The organism is Bifidobacterium tsurumiense (assembly GCF_000741765.1).
GTDB classification, from domain to species: Bacteria; Actinomycetota; Actinomycetes; order Actinomycetales; family Bifidobacteriaceae; genus Bifidobacterium; species Bifidobacterium tsurumiense.
In genome coordinates this window covers 234621-250907 of the sequence record NZ_JGZU01000015.1, presented here as the reverse complement: position 1 = coordinate 250907, position 16287 = coordinate 234621, and the positions used below count along the sequence as shown (strand labels likewise).

Here is a 16287-nt window from a genome sequence, read left to right as displayed (position 1 = left end):
GGATATCGCTTGTTGTCTTGAATATGGTGAATGCCTGAAGGTCCGACCTTCAGGCATTCACCATATTTGTCAAAAGAGAATTCGTCCTACGCATACATATTGCGTGGCTTCATATCCTCAGGGAGTCCATTGAGCAGCGTACTCACGGAATTGGATTCGAATACGGAGCGGATGCCCGCCGCCAGCAGAGGAGCCACAGACAAAACCGTCATATTGGGAAGTCGCTTTTCGGCAGGAACCGGAACGGTGTCCATAAGCACGATTTCGCGTGCCCCGCTATCACGAAGACGTTCAATGGCAGGGCCGGAAAGCAACCCGTGAGTTGCTACCAAAGTGACGCTTCTGGCGCCGTGTTCATGCAGAGTGCGCACGGCTTCGCATATGGTACCCGCGGTGTCAATCATGTCGTCGACCACAATGCAGTCACGTCCTTTGATATCGCCGATAATGCCGTGGGCTTCAGCGTGGTTAGGGCGTGTGATGTCACGGGTCTTATGAATGAATGCCAGAGGCAAGCCTCCGAGCTTTGCAGCCCACTGTTCAGAAACTTTGATGCGTCCGGCATCGGGTGAGACCACGGTTGCCTCGCCTAAATCCATGGAGTTGCGCACATAATCCAAAAGCACAGGCATAGCGGTCAAATGATCGACTGGGCCGTTGAAAAAGCCCTGCTCCTGAGAGGCGTGCAGGTCGACTGTCATAATGCGGTCGGCGCCCGCAGTGCGCAGCAGGTCGAAGATCAAACGTGCGGTTATGGGCTCGCGGCCTTGGTGCTTCTTGTCTTGGCGAGAATATCCCAAGAAGGGGGCGACGACGGTGATGGAACGAGCCGACGCGCGCTTCAAAGCGTCCAGCATAAGCAGCTGTTCCATAACCCACTTGTTAATCGGCTCAGTGTGTGCCTGAAGGACGAAAGCGTCAGCACCTCGAACCGGTTGTGCAAACCGCACATACATCTCACCGTTGGCGAAATCATATGCGGTCGTCTCTAATAATTCGGTGCCAAGGCATTTCACGGTTTCCTCAGCAAGTTCCGGATACGCGCGTCCCGTCACCACTGCCAAACGCTTATCGGGCCTGCCTTCGAGAATAGCCGACATTATTCGCCTTCCACACTGTGTCCGCATCATGCGGATTTGGAGCCATACAGCACCACACTATACAAACGTACCGTCATCGTAAACGAAATGGCACCGAACCGGCAGGAGATGCCGCGTTCGGTGCCGTTGATCTCACCGTGTGATGAATGGTCTAGTAGTAATACCCCTTGTTGAGGGTTACGGTTACTTTGTCGCCATCGATGGCATAGGTGCCACTCATACTGAAGGAGTCGGTGGAATCCCGAGGAGTCCACTTCTCTTCGGTCCAACCGGAGTTGTACTCGTAGGTGACCTTGGCTTCTCCGTCATAATCGGTGCTGAATGATGAAGAAGATACGCTCACTTGATCGAGTGTGGGATATTCGGTGATGCTCCAAGCAAAGTTTCGGTAATCCGAACTGGTGTAACCGAAGGAGAATGGGCATCCCTTAGGCGACGCATCGGTTGACGCGGCGCACTGGTCAAGAGTGTCATGGATGGCGGAATCGATTGCATTAGTCAGCTCGTCCGTGGCACTGACCTTGAGAGAGGCGGAACTCGGATCTGATGCGTTCACACTGGCTGTAACATTGTCAGCCTCGAAATACTTCGTATCCGACAGTGCAACCGTGTAGGTGCCTGGATACACCTTGAATGCCAAGGTGGAGCCGTCCTCGCTGGCGTCGCTTGCATTGTCCTTGCTGACTTTCACACCGTTGATGGTGAAATCGCTGATGGCGGTAGGCAATGATACTTGCAAGCTTTGCACCACTGGTTGGCTTATGGTCCAGTTCTTGAAGATCAGGTATTTATTGCCCGTGGTCGCTAGTGTAAGGGTGCCGGAGTCAGACTTTCCATCCAGAGTGTAGGTGTATGACACGGAAGTGGTGCCATCGCTTCCTCGCTGTTCGGAACCGATATGCACATTCGTGATGGTGGTATGTTCGCCGGATGCAGCGGCATTAGTGAGCAACGCCTTCTTATCTTGGCTCACCTGCGGATCTGCTATGGAATTCGCCTTATCGTAATCACCTGAGGAAATCGCGGACAAGTAGGATTCTGCAACATGTGAAGGGCTGAACAGTGTCGCGTTCAGCACGCCATAGACAATGCCCAGCACGATGAATGCACCAATGATGGAGCACACGAGGATCATAATCCGTTTTGTTTTCTTGCTCATCGGCTGTGCCTGTGACCCTTTGAATGCCGCGGGTATGGCGGGGTCGGCAGGTGAAGGCATTGCCGGGAAGTTGGTCGGCGCTGTTGCAGGAACTGCCTGTGCCTGCATAGTGCCAGGATTAGGAATCACCGTTGTGGGTTGCTCTTGTGCTGCTCCTGAGGCAGTTTGCGCCGGCATTGCGGTTGATGCGGTGACGACAGGGGTTGCGGACAAGGTGTCTTGCCCAAGTGCTGCTGCGGTGGCTAACGGTTGTGCTGCAGCATTGGCATTTGTCTGAGCATAGGCGTTCTGTGTTGAAGCCGTGGCGGCGCTAATCGGACGTTCCACGCCGGAAGCCTTCACATAGTCGATCACTTCCTGGGGCGTGGGTTGAACGGCGCCTCCGACAAAGAAGCGCCACATGCCAGGTAAGGATGCAATCAAAGTAGGGGCGACTGTTCGGGCCAATACTTCGATAACCAGCATCCAGATTGCGGCAATAATCGCATACCATGCGGCTGGTGCAAGCGAGAGCATGGGGCGGGAACTTGTGTACGAGCCCATGTTTCCGCTGCCGCCCAGTACCAGAGATGAGAACAGTAGAGACCCGAGCAGCCAGACTACTGCAACAGCGACTGGCGCTTTCCATACATGTGACCATGAGGCATAAGCCGGATCATACATATTGCGTGCAGCCAATCTCAGTGCAACGTAGATGGTCGCAACAATGAAGAACAGCAGGCCGACCCACAGGATCCACGACAGGCTGCCTTGCACGGCTGAGGTATTGAACAGTGAGAATGATCTGGTCATTATCTGTTGGGCGGACATGGATATTGCGCCGAAGGAAACGACGCTGAGCAAAGATGCCGCCAAGAAAGGAAGCAGCATGGGAATAAGCTCGAAGAATACCGCGCTGTTGGAGTTGATGCTCAAACCTGTAATCGCGATCAATGCGAGGACGACTCCAAATACGGCGAAAATAACAGAGGATTCAACGAAGGTGCGAAGGAATCCTCGACTGCGGTGAAGCCAGAGCCAAAATGCGTGGAAAGCATTCCCTCCATCAGGCGCAAATTGAGCCAAAGCGTATCCGGTCAGTGAACCCAGCACAGCCACGAGCAAGGCCATGAAGAAGGTACGTGCGCTCGCACCAGTGAGTTGATAGTATCCGTTGGAAACCTGGAACATGGCGCCAAGCAGCACATATACGATTCCGGTGAATACACCGACAATCAGGCTGCTGACTGCTCCTGTCCAGCGCAAGATAATGGCATTGCGTCGGGCGATCATATACGCTCCGTAGGCACAGCCGATTGCCAGCGCAATTCCCGATAGCGATACCGGCAACCACATATACGCTTGTGAGCCATCGGCTGTCAAAGTGATGGAGCCCGATACGCCGGTGACGAGCATAACCAGCGCGACTTGGAAGAGGTTCACGCCGCTGTATTCGCCAAACAGGCTATTGAACATTGAGCTTCCGGGGATCGAGGATAATGCGTCGTTCACATCATTGATTCCGGACATCATAGGTAGGGCCGCAAGCAGTGCCAGCACGATGGCACTGGCGACGCCGATGCCGAGAGAGACGCCGATAGAACTCCAGATGCGAGGGGAAGAGAAATCCCTGCCCAAAGCTTCTATTGCAGCATTTTGCGAACCGGTAGCGTTCGGCTGCATCGTTGGTGAAGCTGTTTGCATTGGAACAGCTGCGGCGGTTTGTGGAATAACGTTCGGTGCCGGTTGGGTGGCATATGCTTCCGTTGCCGGTGTGCTCTGTTGTGGTTGTGCGTAGGATGCAGACGCAGTGCCTTGCGCAGTCATAGTTGCCTCGGCTGCATCAGGCTGGGATGGCGTTTGGCTCTGTGTGTCTGCTGGTGTTTCACCCTCTACGCTGAGTTGCGGCACAGAAAACTGCTGGTTTGCTTGAGTTTCATATGCATCTGAGGCTGTGTGGCTGCTTGGTGAATCAGATTCAGCCGGAGGCAATTCCTCAAAGGAAACCGTGTTCGAGGAATCTGCAGCCTGAGCGTTTGGTGAATCGGCTTCTTCCAGGTTTTCTGTATCAGAAGGCGCGGGTGTTGGAGAGGTTTCGATGCTTGGAGATGCAGTTTCTTGTGGCGCGTCAACGGTCAGCTGTGCTGTTTGTTGCACAGCGGCATCGGGCATCTGAACAGTTGATAGGTCGGGACGTTGGGGGAGTGCCTGTCCGCAAGAAGCACAGAACTTTGCCCCCTCTCTTACTGGTGAGCCGCAATGAGGGCAGAACATATTGTCACCTTTCTCTTCTCCTAGGCGTGTCGACCATGACGGCGACAATCGCCTGGTAAACCTAGTAACAGCAGGCCCCTTCCTTCTTTAAGGAGCCAACTGTCCAGTTGCTATTGTGGCAATATCGACGGTGTTTAGCAACTTTGAATCACAGTGCAGATCTGCAATTTTGATCAATCGTTTGTACCTGCACCAAAAGTGAATCGCGTTGATTTGGGATTGTTTATCAGTTACTGGAAGTAAGTAATTAAGTGGTTGCAAAATCATGTCTTTATTGACGTCAAACGATTGACGGCGTGTCGTGTCGGGACTCGCTATCTTCGTTCTTTCGAAAATGGCGGAATGTTGCCGATGACAACGGTTGTTGTTGACGGGCTGGGCAGTAGAAAAGACTTGAATTGCTTGCCGTCAATCGTTTGACGTTTTGACATTAAACGATTAACTGTTTATATTTAGAGCCGCTGAACAAAGCACACATCAAATGTGAATTTGTGAGGCTGTGTCTAAGTGAATTCGCTGTGACACGGAGATGTCCGATTTGGAAGAAAGCGCAGAATCATGGCACGAGGGAGTGTTCGGTTTATGGCGGCTTGTGCCGCCGTTGCAACCATGGCCGCAATGTTAGCTGGATGTGGCAGTGAAGAGTCCACCGTCGATGAGAACGGCAAGCCGATTGTCAATATTTTAGTGAGACGCAATGTGACTGATCATCCGATGCAGGATACTCAGTACACCAAAGATCTCGAAGAGGCTTGTGACTGCACGATTAAATGGCAGGAAGTCTCAGACAATGCATGGGGCCAACAAAAAAGCGCGAAAATGGCTGCCGGTGAGTTCCCTGATATTGGGCTGAGTCTGTTCAGCATGACGGATGCTGTTAAGTACAGCACATATTTCGAGGATCTTAAGCCTCAGTTGGATAAAATGCCGAATGTCCAAGAATTTTTGGAAGCACAGCCGGGCGCTGAAAAGTACGTTACCGACGGGAATAAAATAGCCATGCTTCCCTCGGATCGCGGGCAAGGATACGAAGTTTCCGGAACCCACATGTTTATCAATAAAACATGGTTGGATAAGCTCGGCTTGTCGGTCCCTACAACCTGGGATGAGCTTCAGACAGTTCTTGAGGCTTTCAAGGATCAGGATCCGAATGGCAACGGCAAAGCGGACGAAATACCGATGAATATTCGTAGCGGTGTGGGGTTCGGTTTGTGGAGTCCAATGACCTTGATGAATTCCGAAGGAGTGGTGACATCCTTTATGGGTGGCGGTGCATCTGAGCAGGGTTATTATGTGGACAATGGAACGGTAAAGAGCTACTACACTTCCGATGCGCTCAAAGATGTCATCAATTATCTTCATGATCTATTGGATAAAGGGCTTATCCCCAAGGATTTTCTCACTCGTGATGACTCCCAGTACACTGCCCAAACCGTAAGCGACGGCAAGACTGCGTTGACGGGCGTATCCTTCGGCTGGTCCAATTATTCTGAATTCGGCAACGCGCTTGGTGATCAGTATGTGACGCTTCCGCCACTGAAAAAAGATGCGTCCATTCCGGATTCGCAAGTCAAGTGGGATGCTTCTCAGGACGCATGTCGGTGGGCATTTTCTGGCTCAGGTTTGTCGGTTAACCCCAATGCCGCCAATCAAGAGGCGATTTATAAAGTAATCAACGCAATGTATAGCGAAAAATTGTCGGTTGCTGGATTCTTCGGTTCCATCCCGGACATCGTGTCTGATGACGGAAACCATCAATACACAATCGACAAAGAAAAGGCGTATGCGGAATATCCGGATACTCGAGCAATCGCATTGCAGGATCGCTTCGGTGGTTGGATTCGCGATGACGTGACGATGGTTAATGACACGAATGCAGACCAAGTGACAGCTTCTGATCAGGCAGTTCGCGGGGCGCGAGACCGAGTCGATATGGAGAAGGACCTCATACCGATTTACGTACGTCCTGATACCGAGGATGCGAATACGCTGCAGAACAACAATACCGCGATTTCCAACTACGCGAGCAGCCAGATAGCTCAATGGATCCAAAAGGGCGGAGTTGACAAGGAGTGGGATTCCTATCTTCAGAAGGTGAACGAGCCCAGCCTTGGCCTGGAATCCAATATCCAAATTTGGCAGAAGTTGTACGACAAGTACGTCGCGTAATGCATGAGACCTTAATGGTTCTGCAGGCGGTGCCGGCTATCAGTATGGGACTGCCTGCAGCCTCTTTCCTCACATGTGTATGAGTCGAGAATACAAATAACTGGAGTGCAAAATGCGTGTAAAGCAAATCGCGCAGTCAAGGACTGCGCATGATGGATTACAACATACGGGCTATCGGAAGAAGTCAAGCGTCCCGCAGCGTATATCCGATCACTTCCGCCGATATTGGCAATTATGGGTTCTTACCGCTCCGGCTTTGATTTTCGTCGGGTTGTTCGCCTACGTGCCGATGTGGGGAATTCAGCTTGCTTTTCGCGAATTTGATCCGATACGCGGACTGACTGGCGGCAAGTTTGTTGGTTTCAAGTACTTCAAGGAATTCTTCCATAACCCGTTGTTCGGCGAGATAATGAGTAATACCATTCGTATTTCATTATGGACATTGGTTATGGGCTTCATCTTCCCCATTATCCTGGCTTTGCTTATCAATCAGATCGGGTCCAAGAAAATAAAAGGGTTTGTGCAGACGGTTACATACATGCCACACTTCATTTCTGTCGTGGTCATTGTATCGATGCTCAACATCTTCCTCACTCCAGGAACCGGAATTCTAGGTCGATTTTTTGGAGATGAATCTCTTATGGGATCGACGAGCGCAATAACTGCGGTGTATTGGATATCTGAAGTTTGGCAACACGTCGGTTGGAACTCCATTATTTACTTGGCGGCATTAGCCGGGGTCGACACGTCTCTGTATGAAGCGGCAAAGCTTGATGGCGCAGGCCGATTGCAGATTATTCGATACGTTGATTTTCCTGCGATTCTCCCTACTTGTGCGATTTTGCTCATCATGAATATGGGCTCTGTGCTCAATGTGGGCTTCGACAAGATCTATCTGATGCAGAACTCGTTGAATTTGCCCGCCACTGAAGTCATCTCAACATATACCTACAAGATAGGTATTATCAATGGCCAATACTCGTATTCAACGGCCATCGGTTTATTCAATACATTGGTCAATTTCGTATTCCTTATCACCGCAAACGCCATTGCGAAGCGTGCGGCAAATACGAGCATCTTCTAGGGGGAGGAATCATTATGGATACATCGACTAAGACCGTTGGCACAAACAAGCACGATATTCCATGGAACAAGCCCGTTAAGCAGAAACTCAAGCCGGGTGACCGTATTGTGGATCTGGTCATCAAAATGCTGATCCTGTTCGCCGTTGTGGCGGTGTTGTATCCGCTATGGTTTGTGATCATCGCTTCCTTCTCGAATCCCAATAGCGTTTCGGGAGGTGAAGTCACTTTGCTGCCCAAAGGGATTAATCTCATAGGTTATGCAAAAGTGTTCTCCAATCCTCGAATATGGCAGGGATATATCAATACGATTATGTATTCCGTCGTGGGCACCGCAGTGAATATGGCAGTCACGATTCCGTGCGCATTTGCATTATCGCGCGTCGAATTCAAACCACGGCGAATCATCATGTTCTTGTTTACCGTCACCATGTTTATCAGTGGCGGTTTGATACCCAATTATTTGCTATATAAAAGCTTGGGCATCAATAACAGCATGTGGGTGTTCATCCTGCCTGGTGCTGTATCGGTGTATAACGTCATTGTGGCGCGTTCCTTCTTTGAAACGTCCATCCCTGAGGAGTTGCATGATGCGGCGCAAATTGATGGGCTGAGCTATTTCGGATATTTCTTCAAGATTGTGTTGCCACTGAGTTCGGCAATACTAGCGGTAATCGGATTGTATTATTTCGTAGGTCATTGGAACGACTTCATGACAGGTCTGATTTATATCACCGATGATAAAAAACAACCTTTGCAAGTAGTTCTGCAACAACTGCTATTGGTGGCGCAGGGGACGGGAACCAATGTCAACGCGGCTGCGCAACAACAGGCAGCAGACCAAATCAAGTTTGGCATCATCATTGTCTCAACTTTGCCCCTGCTTGTGTTGTACCCATTCTTGCAAAAGTACTTCAACAAGGGTGTGATGTTGGGAGCTGTTAAGGGCTAAGACTGCATTTCAATGCGCCGCGTATTGCAAACTGGCAATAGTGCGTTGCACAAAGCCTTGGGCATTACAGTCGACCCGCAGGACAGTTCGAGCGGAAAATTGGATTGGCGGTCGGCATTGTATCGCCGCCTTTCCAAATGGCCCTCACCTGAGCAACGTGAGCAAGTAATGATTTACTATGTGTCATAGCAGGGATCGGCTTGTGCTGGATGGGGGAGTTGATGCATGAAGATTGATATACTTCTCGCATTAGCTAGCGCAGACATAAGTGGATGGGATTGATTATTGGTATCGATCAAAGATATTGCCAGCGAAGCAGGTGTTTCTGTTTGCACGGTCTCTTTGGTGATGAACAATAAGTACCACCATCGTGTCAGTAATGGTGTGGCACAGCATGTTCGAGATGTCGCTCAGGCCATGGGGTATAAACCGAATTCGGTGGCGCGAACGTTGCGCACAGGCAGATCACATACGTTGGGTTTTATTACCGATGAGATCGTGACATCCCCATATGCTGGAAGAGTTCTTCAAGGTGCGCAGGAGGCGGCGAGAAGACTCGGATATGTTTGCTTGGTTGCGAATACCAATTATGACAGTCAAATGGAAAGCCAGGAGATCAACGCATTGCGCAGATACAATGTGGACGGTTTCCTGTATGCCCTAATGTATCACCGAACGGTTGACATCCCTTCTTCATTGGCCAATAGTCCGATCGTAGTGGCAGATGGGGAGGATGCGGCTGGCAGGAAACCGTCGATATTCCCGGATGACGAGCTTGCCGGTTATGATGCGACAAATCGATTAATCAAAGCTGGATGCAGACGGATTGTATATTTCGGTTCTGAGACGATGATTATTGCGCAACGAGATAGGTATGCAGGGTACCGTCGCGCTCTCAAGGACGGTGGGATTCCATTCGACGAGAGTTTGGTGATTAATGTTCTGGAATCCACGAATGCTGCGGATGAAGCGAAGAGGATGTTTGATGAAATCCGACCGGACGGCATCTTTTGTTTCAACGATGTACGTGCGACGTTTATCTACGAGGAAGCGAGGCGGCGTGGAATTCAAATTGGTACTGATGTTTCTGTAATTAGTATCGATAACCAGCCGTTTATTATTGAGGTGCTCAAACCTTCGCTGACCACATTGGAGTTGCCCCATTATGCAATGGGTTTTGAGGCTGTGCGCCAACTGGTATCAATTATTGACGGCGAAGATGCTGTCAGTGTGTTACACGATGAATGCGTTGAGCAGATAAGTGCTCAGGATGATACTAAAACCGCTATGCGCTGCAGCATCATAGAGCGCAATTCAATTGTGACGTGACTGGATATGCGCTTCTGTCCCGCTAGATTCATCTAGCAAGTAAGCGGCATCATGACCCGAGTCAGGGCCACGCATCCGTGGATGTCAGCAAGGCAATGACGCATTCATGGTACACAGTGCAATATCAGTCGCATTGCCAACCAAGGGCATGGCTGTTTTGAATATTGCTAAGATTGCCCGTAGGAGCCAAATTCATATGGGAGAAGTGCGGTATGAAAGCATGTATTCAATGTGGTGCCGAATTGCAGGACGATGACGTATTCTGCACGAATTGCGGCACAAGGCAGCCGGATCCAGAATTGGAATCTCAACAACCGGATCAAGATACCCAAAGCCAGCAGCCAGCAAATAGCGAGGTATGTCCTAACTGCGGTCAACCGGTGGAAGAGAATATGCAATTCTGCATTTCATGCGGTGCGAAATTGCATAGCGGTACGGATGGCTCAGCACTTGTGGGCGGCACCAGTGCCGCAACAGCGCCTATAGCGGTCGTTTCGCCGGTCACGACAGCTCCGAACGATAGATCCGCCGAGGTCCCGCAGCCTGTCCAGCCGATTCAGCAACCTCCAGTGCAACCACTGCCGGTCCAACCTCCGGCACAATTCGCGGCACCGTCAGTTCCGTCTGATGCAGCGTATGCTGGCGCTTCCCCGGTGCCTCCGGCAGTACAAGGTGAAGAAGGCGGATTTTTGGAGGAAGAAGATAAACCCAAGCGCGGCCGCATAATAGCGATCATTGTTGCAGCCATTGTGGTTTTGGCAATTATTGGTGGCTTGGTTTGGTGGTTCGTCTGGGGAAGGGAATCCGGTAATGATTCCAGCCAGCAAGCCCAATCACAAACCACTTCATCGGCCTCTGCAACTCCTGAAAGTTCCTCGGACAGTTCGAAGGGGACGGATAAAGATTCCTCTGATACCACTTGCTCAACGATTTCGGATGCGAGGGTGGAAAAGGTTGCGCAGCAAGGCAATTCTTTGGTCGCTTATTTGAATGTCGATTCCTCTTGTGACGGAGATAAACAGCAGTTCAAGGAATCGGGCATCAAGGTCAGCGTCAAGGATTCTGATGGCGATGTCATTGCGTCAGCTGTATTCGATTTTTCCAAGAAACCGATAACCCTGAATAAGGGGAAGGCTAGCGATGTAGCTCTGGAATTTGGTTCTCGACAGTATTGGCGACCAGCAGACCAAATGACAACGGATAATACCGAAGTCGTATGGCAGAAAGGTCAGCAGGGAAGTGGCGGAGCAGCTGATGGTAACGCATTAACCGGTGGCGATATTTCGAGTGAAGATGCCGAACGATACGCCCAGTTGGCCTTGAGCTGGCAATTGAAACATGATGCAACTGCAGTGCAGGCATTACAAGGTCAGTCCACTACTCAGCTTTCCAGCAAGAAATTTGATATGGATGCCGACGGCAAGGTATGGAAGTACCTTGATATCTACGAGCAGTTCCTTACCTTGCACGTCAAGCATCCCAAGACCGTATTGCTTTGGGGAGCCGATTATAGTTATTACACGCGCAACGGTCATGCAGCGGATTACTACGTCATGCTCTCGGGCGAGACTTTCGGATCCCAGGACGACGCCAATGCTTGGTGCCCTGCCAATGGCTACGATGCCAATAATTGCATCGGTATGACTCTTGACTAAAAGTCAGTGCTTCGAGTTACCATTGCGAGGTTGTGCGCGAAACTTAGTCTCGCGTTCAGCACGCAAACACACTCCTGCCGTGGAAAGGCCACGGCCGAATAGTCCGAAGGAGGTGGGTGATGTCTGCGCATAAGTACGAACTGATGTTCATCGCTGATTCTGAGCTGGATGAGCGCGGTCTGAAGAAGTTGACCGAGCAGTATCTGGAACTCGTCACCAAGGAAGGCGGTTCTGTTGACGGAACCGATTACTGGGGACGCCGTAAGCTCGCTTATGAGATTGCCGGAAAGACCGAAGGCAACTACGTTGTGGTGAATTACACCGCTGAACCTGCCGTGAGTGATGAGCTCGACCGTGTGCTCAACCTCAACGAGTCTGTGATCCGCACGAAGATTCTTCGCAAGGACGCCAAGTAAACGACGATTCGTCGCCAACAGCATTGACAGCTATGAAGTAAGAAGGTAGCGCCATGGCAGTGCCAACCATAACCGTTATCGGAAATCTGGGTACTGATCCGGAATTACGCAAGTCGGCAAATGGTAACGATTGGGTACGTGTGTTCATCATTGCATCTTCACGTCAACGCAATCGTCAAACCAACGAATGGGAAGATGGCGATCATATGGCCATCGGTGGTGTAGCTTTTGGTGATTTGGCTCAGCATATCAGCCAGTCCTTGGCCAAGGGCATGCGCGTTATTGTTCAGGGACGTTTGCGCGAAGGCCGCCCAAACCCCAATCAGCCTGATGCTCGTGGGGCTATGGAATTGCTTATCGACGATATCGGTCCTGCATTGAGCAATGCCACTGCGCAGGTGACTCGAATCTCTGCACAGGGTGGTTTTGCCGGAAATCGTGGCGGCTTCGCAGGAAATGCGGGCGGCAATGCCGGTGGATATCAAGGTGGCACTGGCTATTCCGGCGGCGCTGGATACTCCGGTGGCGCATCCGCACCTGCCGCACAGGGCACGGATCCCTGGAGCACACCTGCATCGTCGAATGATGGATTCGCATCCTTTGGTGCGAGTTCGGACTTTGGCGGCGATTCCGACGAACCAGAGTTCTAATAACTCTTCAACCATTCATAGCGATACACAGATAATCAGTTTTAAGGAGAACATCAGATGTCACGCAAGAGGCCGCAACCGCCGGTCAAACCGTTTAAGAAGAAGCCAAACCCACTGAAGGCCGCTAAGATCACCGAGATCGATTACAAGGATGTCGCCTTGCTGCGCAAGTTCGTGTCCGACCGCGGCAAGATCCGTTCCCGTCGTATTACCGGCGTGACCGTGCAGGAGCAGCGCGAAATCGCGAAGGCAGTGAAGAACGCCCGCGAAATGGCTCTTCTGCCGTACGCCACTTCGGGTCGCTGATAGGAGGCTCATATCATGGCTGAATCCAAAGTTATTCTCAAGAAGACCGTTGCCAACCTCGGTCATTCCGGCGATGTCGTTACCGTCCGCGCCGGCTATGCTCGCAACTACCTGATTCCTCAGGGATTGGCATTCGCTTGGACCAAGAATGCTGCCGCTCAGATCGAGTCGATGCGTCGTGCTCGTCTGGCCAAGGCTGTTGCCACCCGTGAAGACGCCGTGGCAGCCAAGGGCAACATCGAAGGCACCGTTGTGGAAATCACTGCAAAGGTGTCCGAATCCGGAAAGCTGTTCGGCGGCATTTCCAACGAGGCGATCGCTCAGGCATTGTCCTCCAAGGCCGCTGTCGATGCTCGCTCCATCAAGGTGGAGAACATCAAGACCACGGGCGAATTCCCCGCAACCGTGGCTCTGCATCCGGAAATCAGCGCTTCCTTCACTGTGAAGGTCGTGGCCGAGTAACCCTTTCGGTCTCATACGAGTCCGATCATCAGATTGGCTTGACTTATCCCTAAGGAATAAGTGATGGCTGATCGAGCTTAAGCGTAGATCCTCCTGAATCTTCGGATTCAGGAGGATTATCTTTATGCGCTTTATGTAGGAGTTTGCGTGCAAGGTGACACTTGGTTGCAGGGAATTCCGGCCCTCGCAGATAATCTCTTGCATAGCGAAGTGGCACCCCGCGTTGGAAGGTTTCCGCAGGATGCCACGTAATGAATTTTCTTCTTGAGTATGCCGGAACTAATCCCTATCCGTTTGGTCGAAGAATTCCAGCTCCCACTGGCAAGCGGTCATGAATGCTCGTGCGGCCTGCTCGCGCAGTTCAGGAGATGCCGTTTCCATATGGTGCTCAACGATTGCAATAGCCCTGGCTGTCGATTGTGTAAAAGCAGCGTCTCCATATGTTGAAAGCCAACGATGGAAGGGGTGATCCTCGCGGTTGTAGGCAACAAGTTGCAGACCAATATGCGCATACAACCAGAAGCAGGGAAGCACTGCCGCAGCCCCTACCAGATAATCTTCTCCACAGGTTCGAGCCAGTAGAAAATCGGTATATCCCGCAGTGATCGGGGATGTGGCGGTTTCGATATTCGATGTGTCATGGTGAGAAAGCCAGTCACGGTGCAGGGACTGTTCTTCTTGGGAGATGCCTGCGGCGCTGGTCGTCCAATGAGCACGCTCGCGGTCGTCAACGGCACGTGATCCGAGACAAGCCAAGGCGCGTGCGTACTGGTTCAGATACAGAAAATCCTGGAATTGATAGGCCGTGAAATGGTCGGTTTGCAACGTGCCATCGGCAAGTCCCTGGATGAACGGCAACGACTGAGTGCCCAGCACTATTGGGCGAGAAGCGTTCCACAAGCGTTGGGTCCATGGTCCGGCCGCAGGAACGAGGGGATCGGTGTTCCAATCTCGGGTGAGCTTGGTTGGTCGTCCGATCTGAGGTGATGAAGTGCTTGTGGAAGCGTTTGTCCGTGCAGGAGAATCAGCGGCATCACCTTCCCCGGACAATAGTTCCTCAGCTGAAAGGCGATATGAAGGCCACGGACGGTTAGATGCCGCCGAGGCCAGCCTGCGCAGCCGGTGCATATGGTCAACCGGACCATGGCCATGTCCGACATGCAATGCTTCACCGTGGCTAATTGATTCATACAACCATGAGGTAACCCAGCTCAACGCATCCTGGGCGCTTTCTCCTGCAGCAAGCCGTGTTGCCAGAGCAGATGACATGGAGCAGCCTGTGCCGTGGGTGCTTGAAGTGTGAACTCGAGGGCATGTGACCTGTGCAATCACGCCGCTTTCATCGACAATGGCATTGCTCAGCACTTCGTCACTTAAGTGACCACCCTTCATCACCACGCGCACATGGAATCGTTGGGCTACGCGTTGAGCCGCGGATTGTGCAGCCTCAGGCGAATCAATGCTGCCTTGTGCCACTCCGGCAATGACTTCCAATTCGGGAATATTCGGGGTGATGTAGTCTGCGAGATGCAGCATATCGAGTAGTGCGGCTTCGGCTTTAGGAACCAGCAACCGGTCGCCTGAAGTGGCCACCATGACCGGATCCAGAACCACAACGGGGGCGTTATGCTGTTCCAGCCAAGCCCTTACCGTGGAGATAACGTCAGTAGTGCCCAACATGCCAATCTTGACGCCGTCGATTTCGACATCATCGCTGACTGCGTTCAATTGGGCAGTCACAATATCGTCGCTTGGCATTTCGATACTGGTTACGCCATTGGTATTCTGCGCGACGATGGCGGTGACAGCACCCATGGCAAACCCGCCTGCGGCACTGATTGATTTGAGATCGGCATGTAATCCCGCCCCGCCTGTGGGGTCGGTTCCTGCGATCGACAAGATACGTGGGATTTGATTATTCATTATTGTTCCATTCACATTGCAAAGTCGACAGCATATTGAGACAAATGGCTCACTTCGTGGGCGATTCTCGTGCCACAACTGCAAGCATCGAGCAGCGGTCTGCGCAGGATCCTTGGCTGCGACTATTGCGGAGACCATGGCAATAGCGGCAACAGGAATCTGAGCGAGCTGAGGAATATCCTCCGGAACAATGCCGCCGATTGCGATAAGCGGGTGCTTGCTTATGGCACAAGCTCTCTCCAAGCCTTCAAAACCCATGGCATGTGGAGCATTTGGTTTGGTATTGGTATGGCGCAGCACTCCTGTGCCTACAGCATCGATAACATCCGGCATGGCATTGGCGGCTTCAAGTTCGGCATCGCTGGCTGCAGACCAGCCGATATGCGGACGCTGCCCCACCATTGCTCGCACTACGGGAGCAGGAAGATCGGTTTGCCCGATATGAATGCCGTGAATATCGGCACCCTGCTGACGCGAGGCAAGAAACACATCAATACGGTCATTGATAATGATGGATGTACCTGGAACGGCTTCCTCGTAGGCTGCAAGAGCCAAGTCAAGGAAATATCCGGCATCGACGCCTTTCCAGCGTAACTGAATGGTTCGGATGCCTGCCTCGCTGGTTTGCTTCACCAAATCCAGAGTGGCGTCGATTGCCTCGCGGTGCCATTGTTTATCGTCTCCATGAGAAGGCTTGCCCAGCCGAGCCATTGACATCCCCGGATCGGTAACCAGATATATGCCATCTTGGATGGTATTGCGTTGCTTTGAATGATTATTTATTGAGACGGCGTTGAGTGTGTTCTCCATAGAGGCTTGAATGTCTGTCAT

The 16287-nt window shown here is 51.6% G+C and carries 12 protein-coding genes and 1 pseudogene; 9 read left to right on the top strand and 4 right to left on the bottom strand.

Going from position 1 to position 16287, the window contains the following annotated elements; all coding sequences use genetic code 11:
- Positions 1 to 86: 86 nt before the first annotated feature.
- From BITS_RS06945 to BITS_RS09750, 3 genes and pseudogenes are all read right to left on the bottom strand, one after another.
- The gene (locus BITS_RS06945) at positions 87 to 1100 is read right to left on the bottom strand and encodes a ribose-phosphate diphosphokinase (RefSeq protein WP_026641671.1); all 1014 of its coding nucleotides are present in this window, start codon (positions 1098 to 1100) and stop codon (positions 87 to 89) included.
- Positions 1101 to 1251: 151 nt separating this feature from the next.
- Entirely contained in the window at positions 1252 to 4410 is a 3159-nt protein-coding gene (locus BITS_RS06940; protein WP_051264304.1) for an ABC transporter permease, read from the bottom strand.
- Positions 4411 to 4446: 36 nt separating this feature from the next.
- Positions 4447 to 4512: pseudogene (locus BITS_RS09750) on the bottom strand (zinc-ribbon domain-containing protein); the annotation flags it as partial.
- 558 nt (positions 4513 to 5070) lie between these two features.
- Between BITS_RS09750 and BITS_RS06935 the strand changes: the two are divergent.
- The 9 genes from BITS_RS06935 to rplI all read left to right on the top strand — a co-directional run bounded on the left by BITS_RS06935 (position 5071) and on the right by rplI (position 13533).
- On the top strand, positions 5071 to 6681 hold the full coding sequence (locus tag BITS_RS06935) for an extracellular solute-binding protein (protein ID WP_026641669.1): 1611 nt from the start codon (positions 5071 to 5073) through the stop codon (positions 6679 to 6681).
- Between the two features lie 112 nt (positions 6682 to 6793).
- Entirely contained in the window at positions 6794 to 7765 is a 972-nt protein-coding gene (locus BITS_RS06930; RefSeq protein WP_026641668.1) for an ABC transporter permease, read from the top strand.
- Positions 7766 to 7779: 14 nt separating this feature from the next.
- Positions 7780 to 8715, top strand: a complete 936-nt coding sequence (locus BITS_RS06925) for a carbohydrate ABC transporter permease (protein ID WP_026641667.1) — start codon at positions 7780 to 7782, stop codon at positions 8713 to 8715.
- 285 nt (positions 8716 to 9000) lie between these two features.
- Complete coding sequence (locus BITS_RS06920) at positions 9001 to 10044, top strand: LacI family DNA-binding transcriptional regulator (protein WP_034533480.1); 1044 nt, start codon at positions 9001 to 9003, stop codon at positions 10042 to 10044.
- A 212-nt stretch (positions 10045 to 10256) separates the two neighbouring features.
- Positions 10257 to 11699 (top strand): zinc ribbon domain-containing protein, encoded by a 1443-nt coding sequence (locus BITS_RS06915; RefSeq protein ID WP_051264303.1) that lies wholly within the window; start codon positions 10257 to 10259, stop codon positions 11697 to 11699.
- A gap of 119 nt (positions 11700 to 11818) precedes the next feature.
- The gene (rpsF, locus tag BITS_RS06910) at positions 11819 to 12115 is read left to right on the top strand and encodes a 30S ribosomal protein S6 (RefSeq protein WP_026641665.1); all 297 of its coding nucleotides are present in this window, start codon (positions 11819 to 11821) and stop codon (positions 12113 to 12115) included.
- Between the two features lie 53 nt (positions 12116 to 12168).
- A complete protein-coding gene (locus tag BITS_RS06905; RefSeq protein WP_026641664.1) occupies positions 12169 to 12765 on the top strand; it encodes a single-stranded DNA-binding protein in 597 nt (198 codons plus the stop codon).
- 57 nt (positions 12766 to 12822) lie between these two features.
- Positions 12823 to 13071 (top strand): 30S ribosomal protein S18, encoded by a 249-nt coding sequence (rpsR, locus tag BITS_RS06900; RefSeq protein ID WP_026641663.1) that lies wholly within the window; start codon positions 12823 to 12825, stop codon positions 13069 to 13071.
- 15 nt (positions 13072 to 13086) lie between these two features.
- The gene (rplI, locus tag BITS_RS06895) at positions 13087 to 13533 is read left to right on the top strand and encodes a 50S ribosomal protein L9 (protein WP_026641662.1); all 447 of its coding nucleotides are present in this window, start codon (positions 13087 to 13089) and stop codon (positions 13531 to 13533) included.
- Between the two features lie 279 nt (positions 13534 to 13812).
- On the opposite strand, the gene BITS_RS06890 is transcribed toward rplI, so the two are convergent.
- Positions 13813 to 16287, bottom strand: coding sequence for a bifunctional hydroxymethylpyrimidine kinase/phosphomethylpyrimidine kinase (locus BITS_RS06890; RefSeq protein WP_162177542.1), 2475 nt, complete (start codon positions 16285 to 16287; stop codon positions 13813 to 13815).

Excerpts from the sequence above, each read along its gene's own strand:
- BITS_RS06890 (WP_162177542.1), bottom strand. The coding sequence starts at position 16,287 with ATGACAGACATTCAAGCCTCTATGGAGAACACACTCAACGCCGTCTCA.
- BITS_RS06930 (WP_026641668.1), top strand. The coding sequence starts at position 6,794 with ATGCGTGTAAAGCAAATCGCGCAGTCAAGGACTGCGCATGATGGATTA.
- rpsF (WP_026641665.1), top strand. The coding sequence starts at position 11,819 with ATGTCTGCGCATAAGTACGAACTGATGTTCATCGCTGATTCTGAGCTG.
- rpsR (WP_026641663.1), top strand. The coding sequence starts at position 12,823 with ATGTCACGCAAGAGGCCGCAACCGCCGGTCAAACCGTTTAAGAAGAAG.
- BITS_RS06915 (WP_051264303.1), top strand. The coding sequence starts at position 10,257 with ATGAAAGCATGTATTCAATGTGGTGCCGAATTGCAGGACGATGACGTA.
- BITS_RS06945 (WP_026641671.1), bottom strand. The coding sequence starts at position 1,100 with ATGTCGGCTATTCTCGAAGGCAGGCCCGATAAGCGTTTGGCAGTGGTG.
- BITS_RS06905 (WP_026641664.1), top strand. The coding sequence starts at position 12,169 with ATGGCAGTGCCAACCATAACCGTTATCGGAAATCTGGGTACTGATCCG.
- BITS_RS06940 (WP_051264304.1), bottom strand. The coding sequence starts at position 4,410 with ATGCCCGATGCCGCTGTGCAACAAACAGCACAGCTGACCGTTGACGCG.
- BITS_RS06925 (WP_026641667.1), top strand. The coding sequence starts at position 7,780 with ATGGATACATCGACTAAGACCGTTGGCACAAACAAGCACGATATTCCA.
- BITS_RS06935 (WP_026641669.1), top strand. The coding sequence starts at position 5,071 with ATGGCACGAGGGAGTGTTCGGTTTATGGCGGCTTGTGCCGCCGTTGCA.
- rplI (WP_026641662.1), top strand. The coding sequence starts at position 13,087 with ATGGCTGAATCCAAAGTTATTCTCAAGAAGACCGTTGCCAACCTCGGT.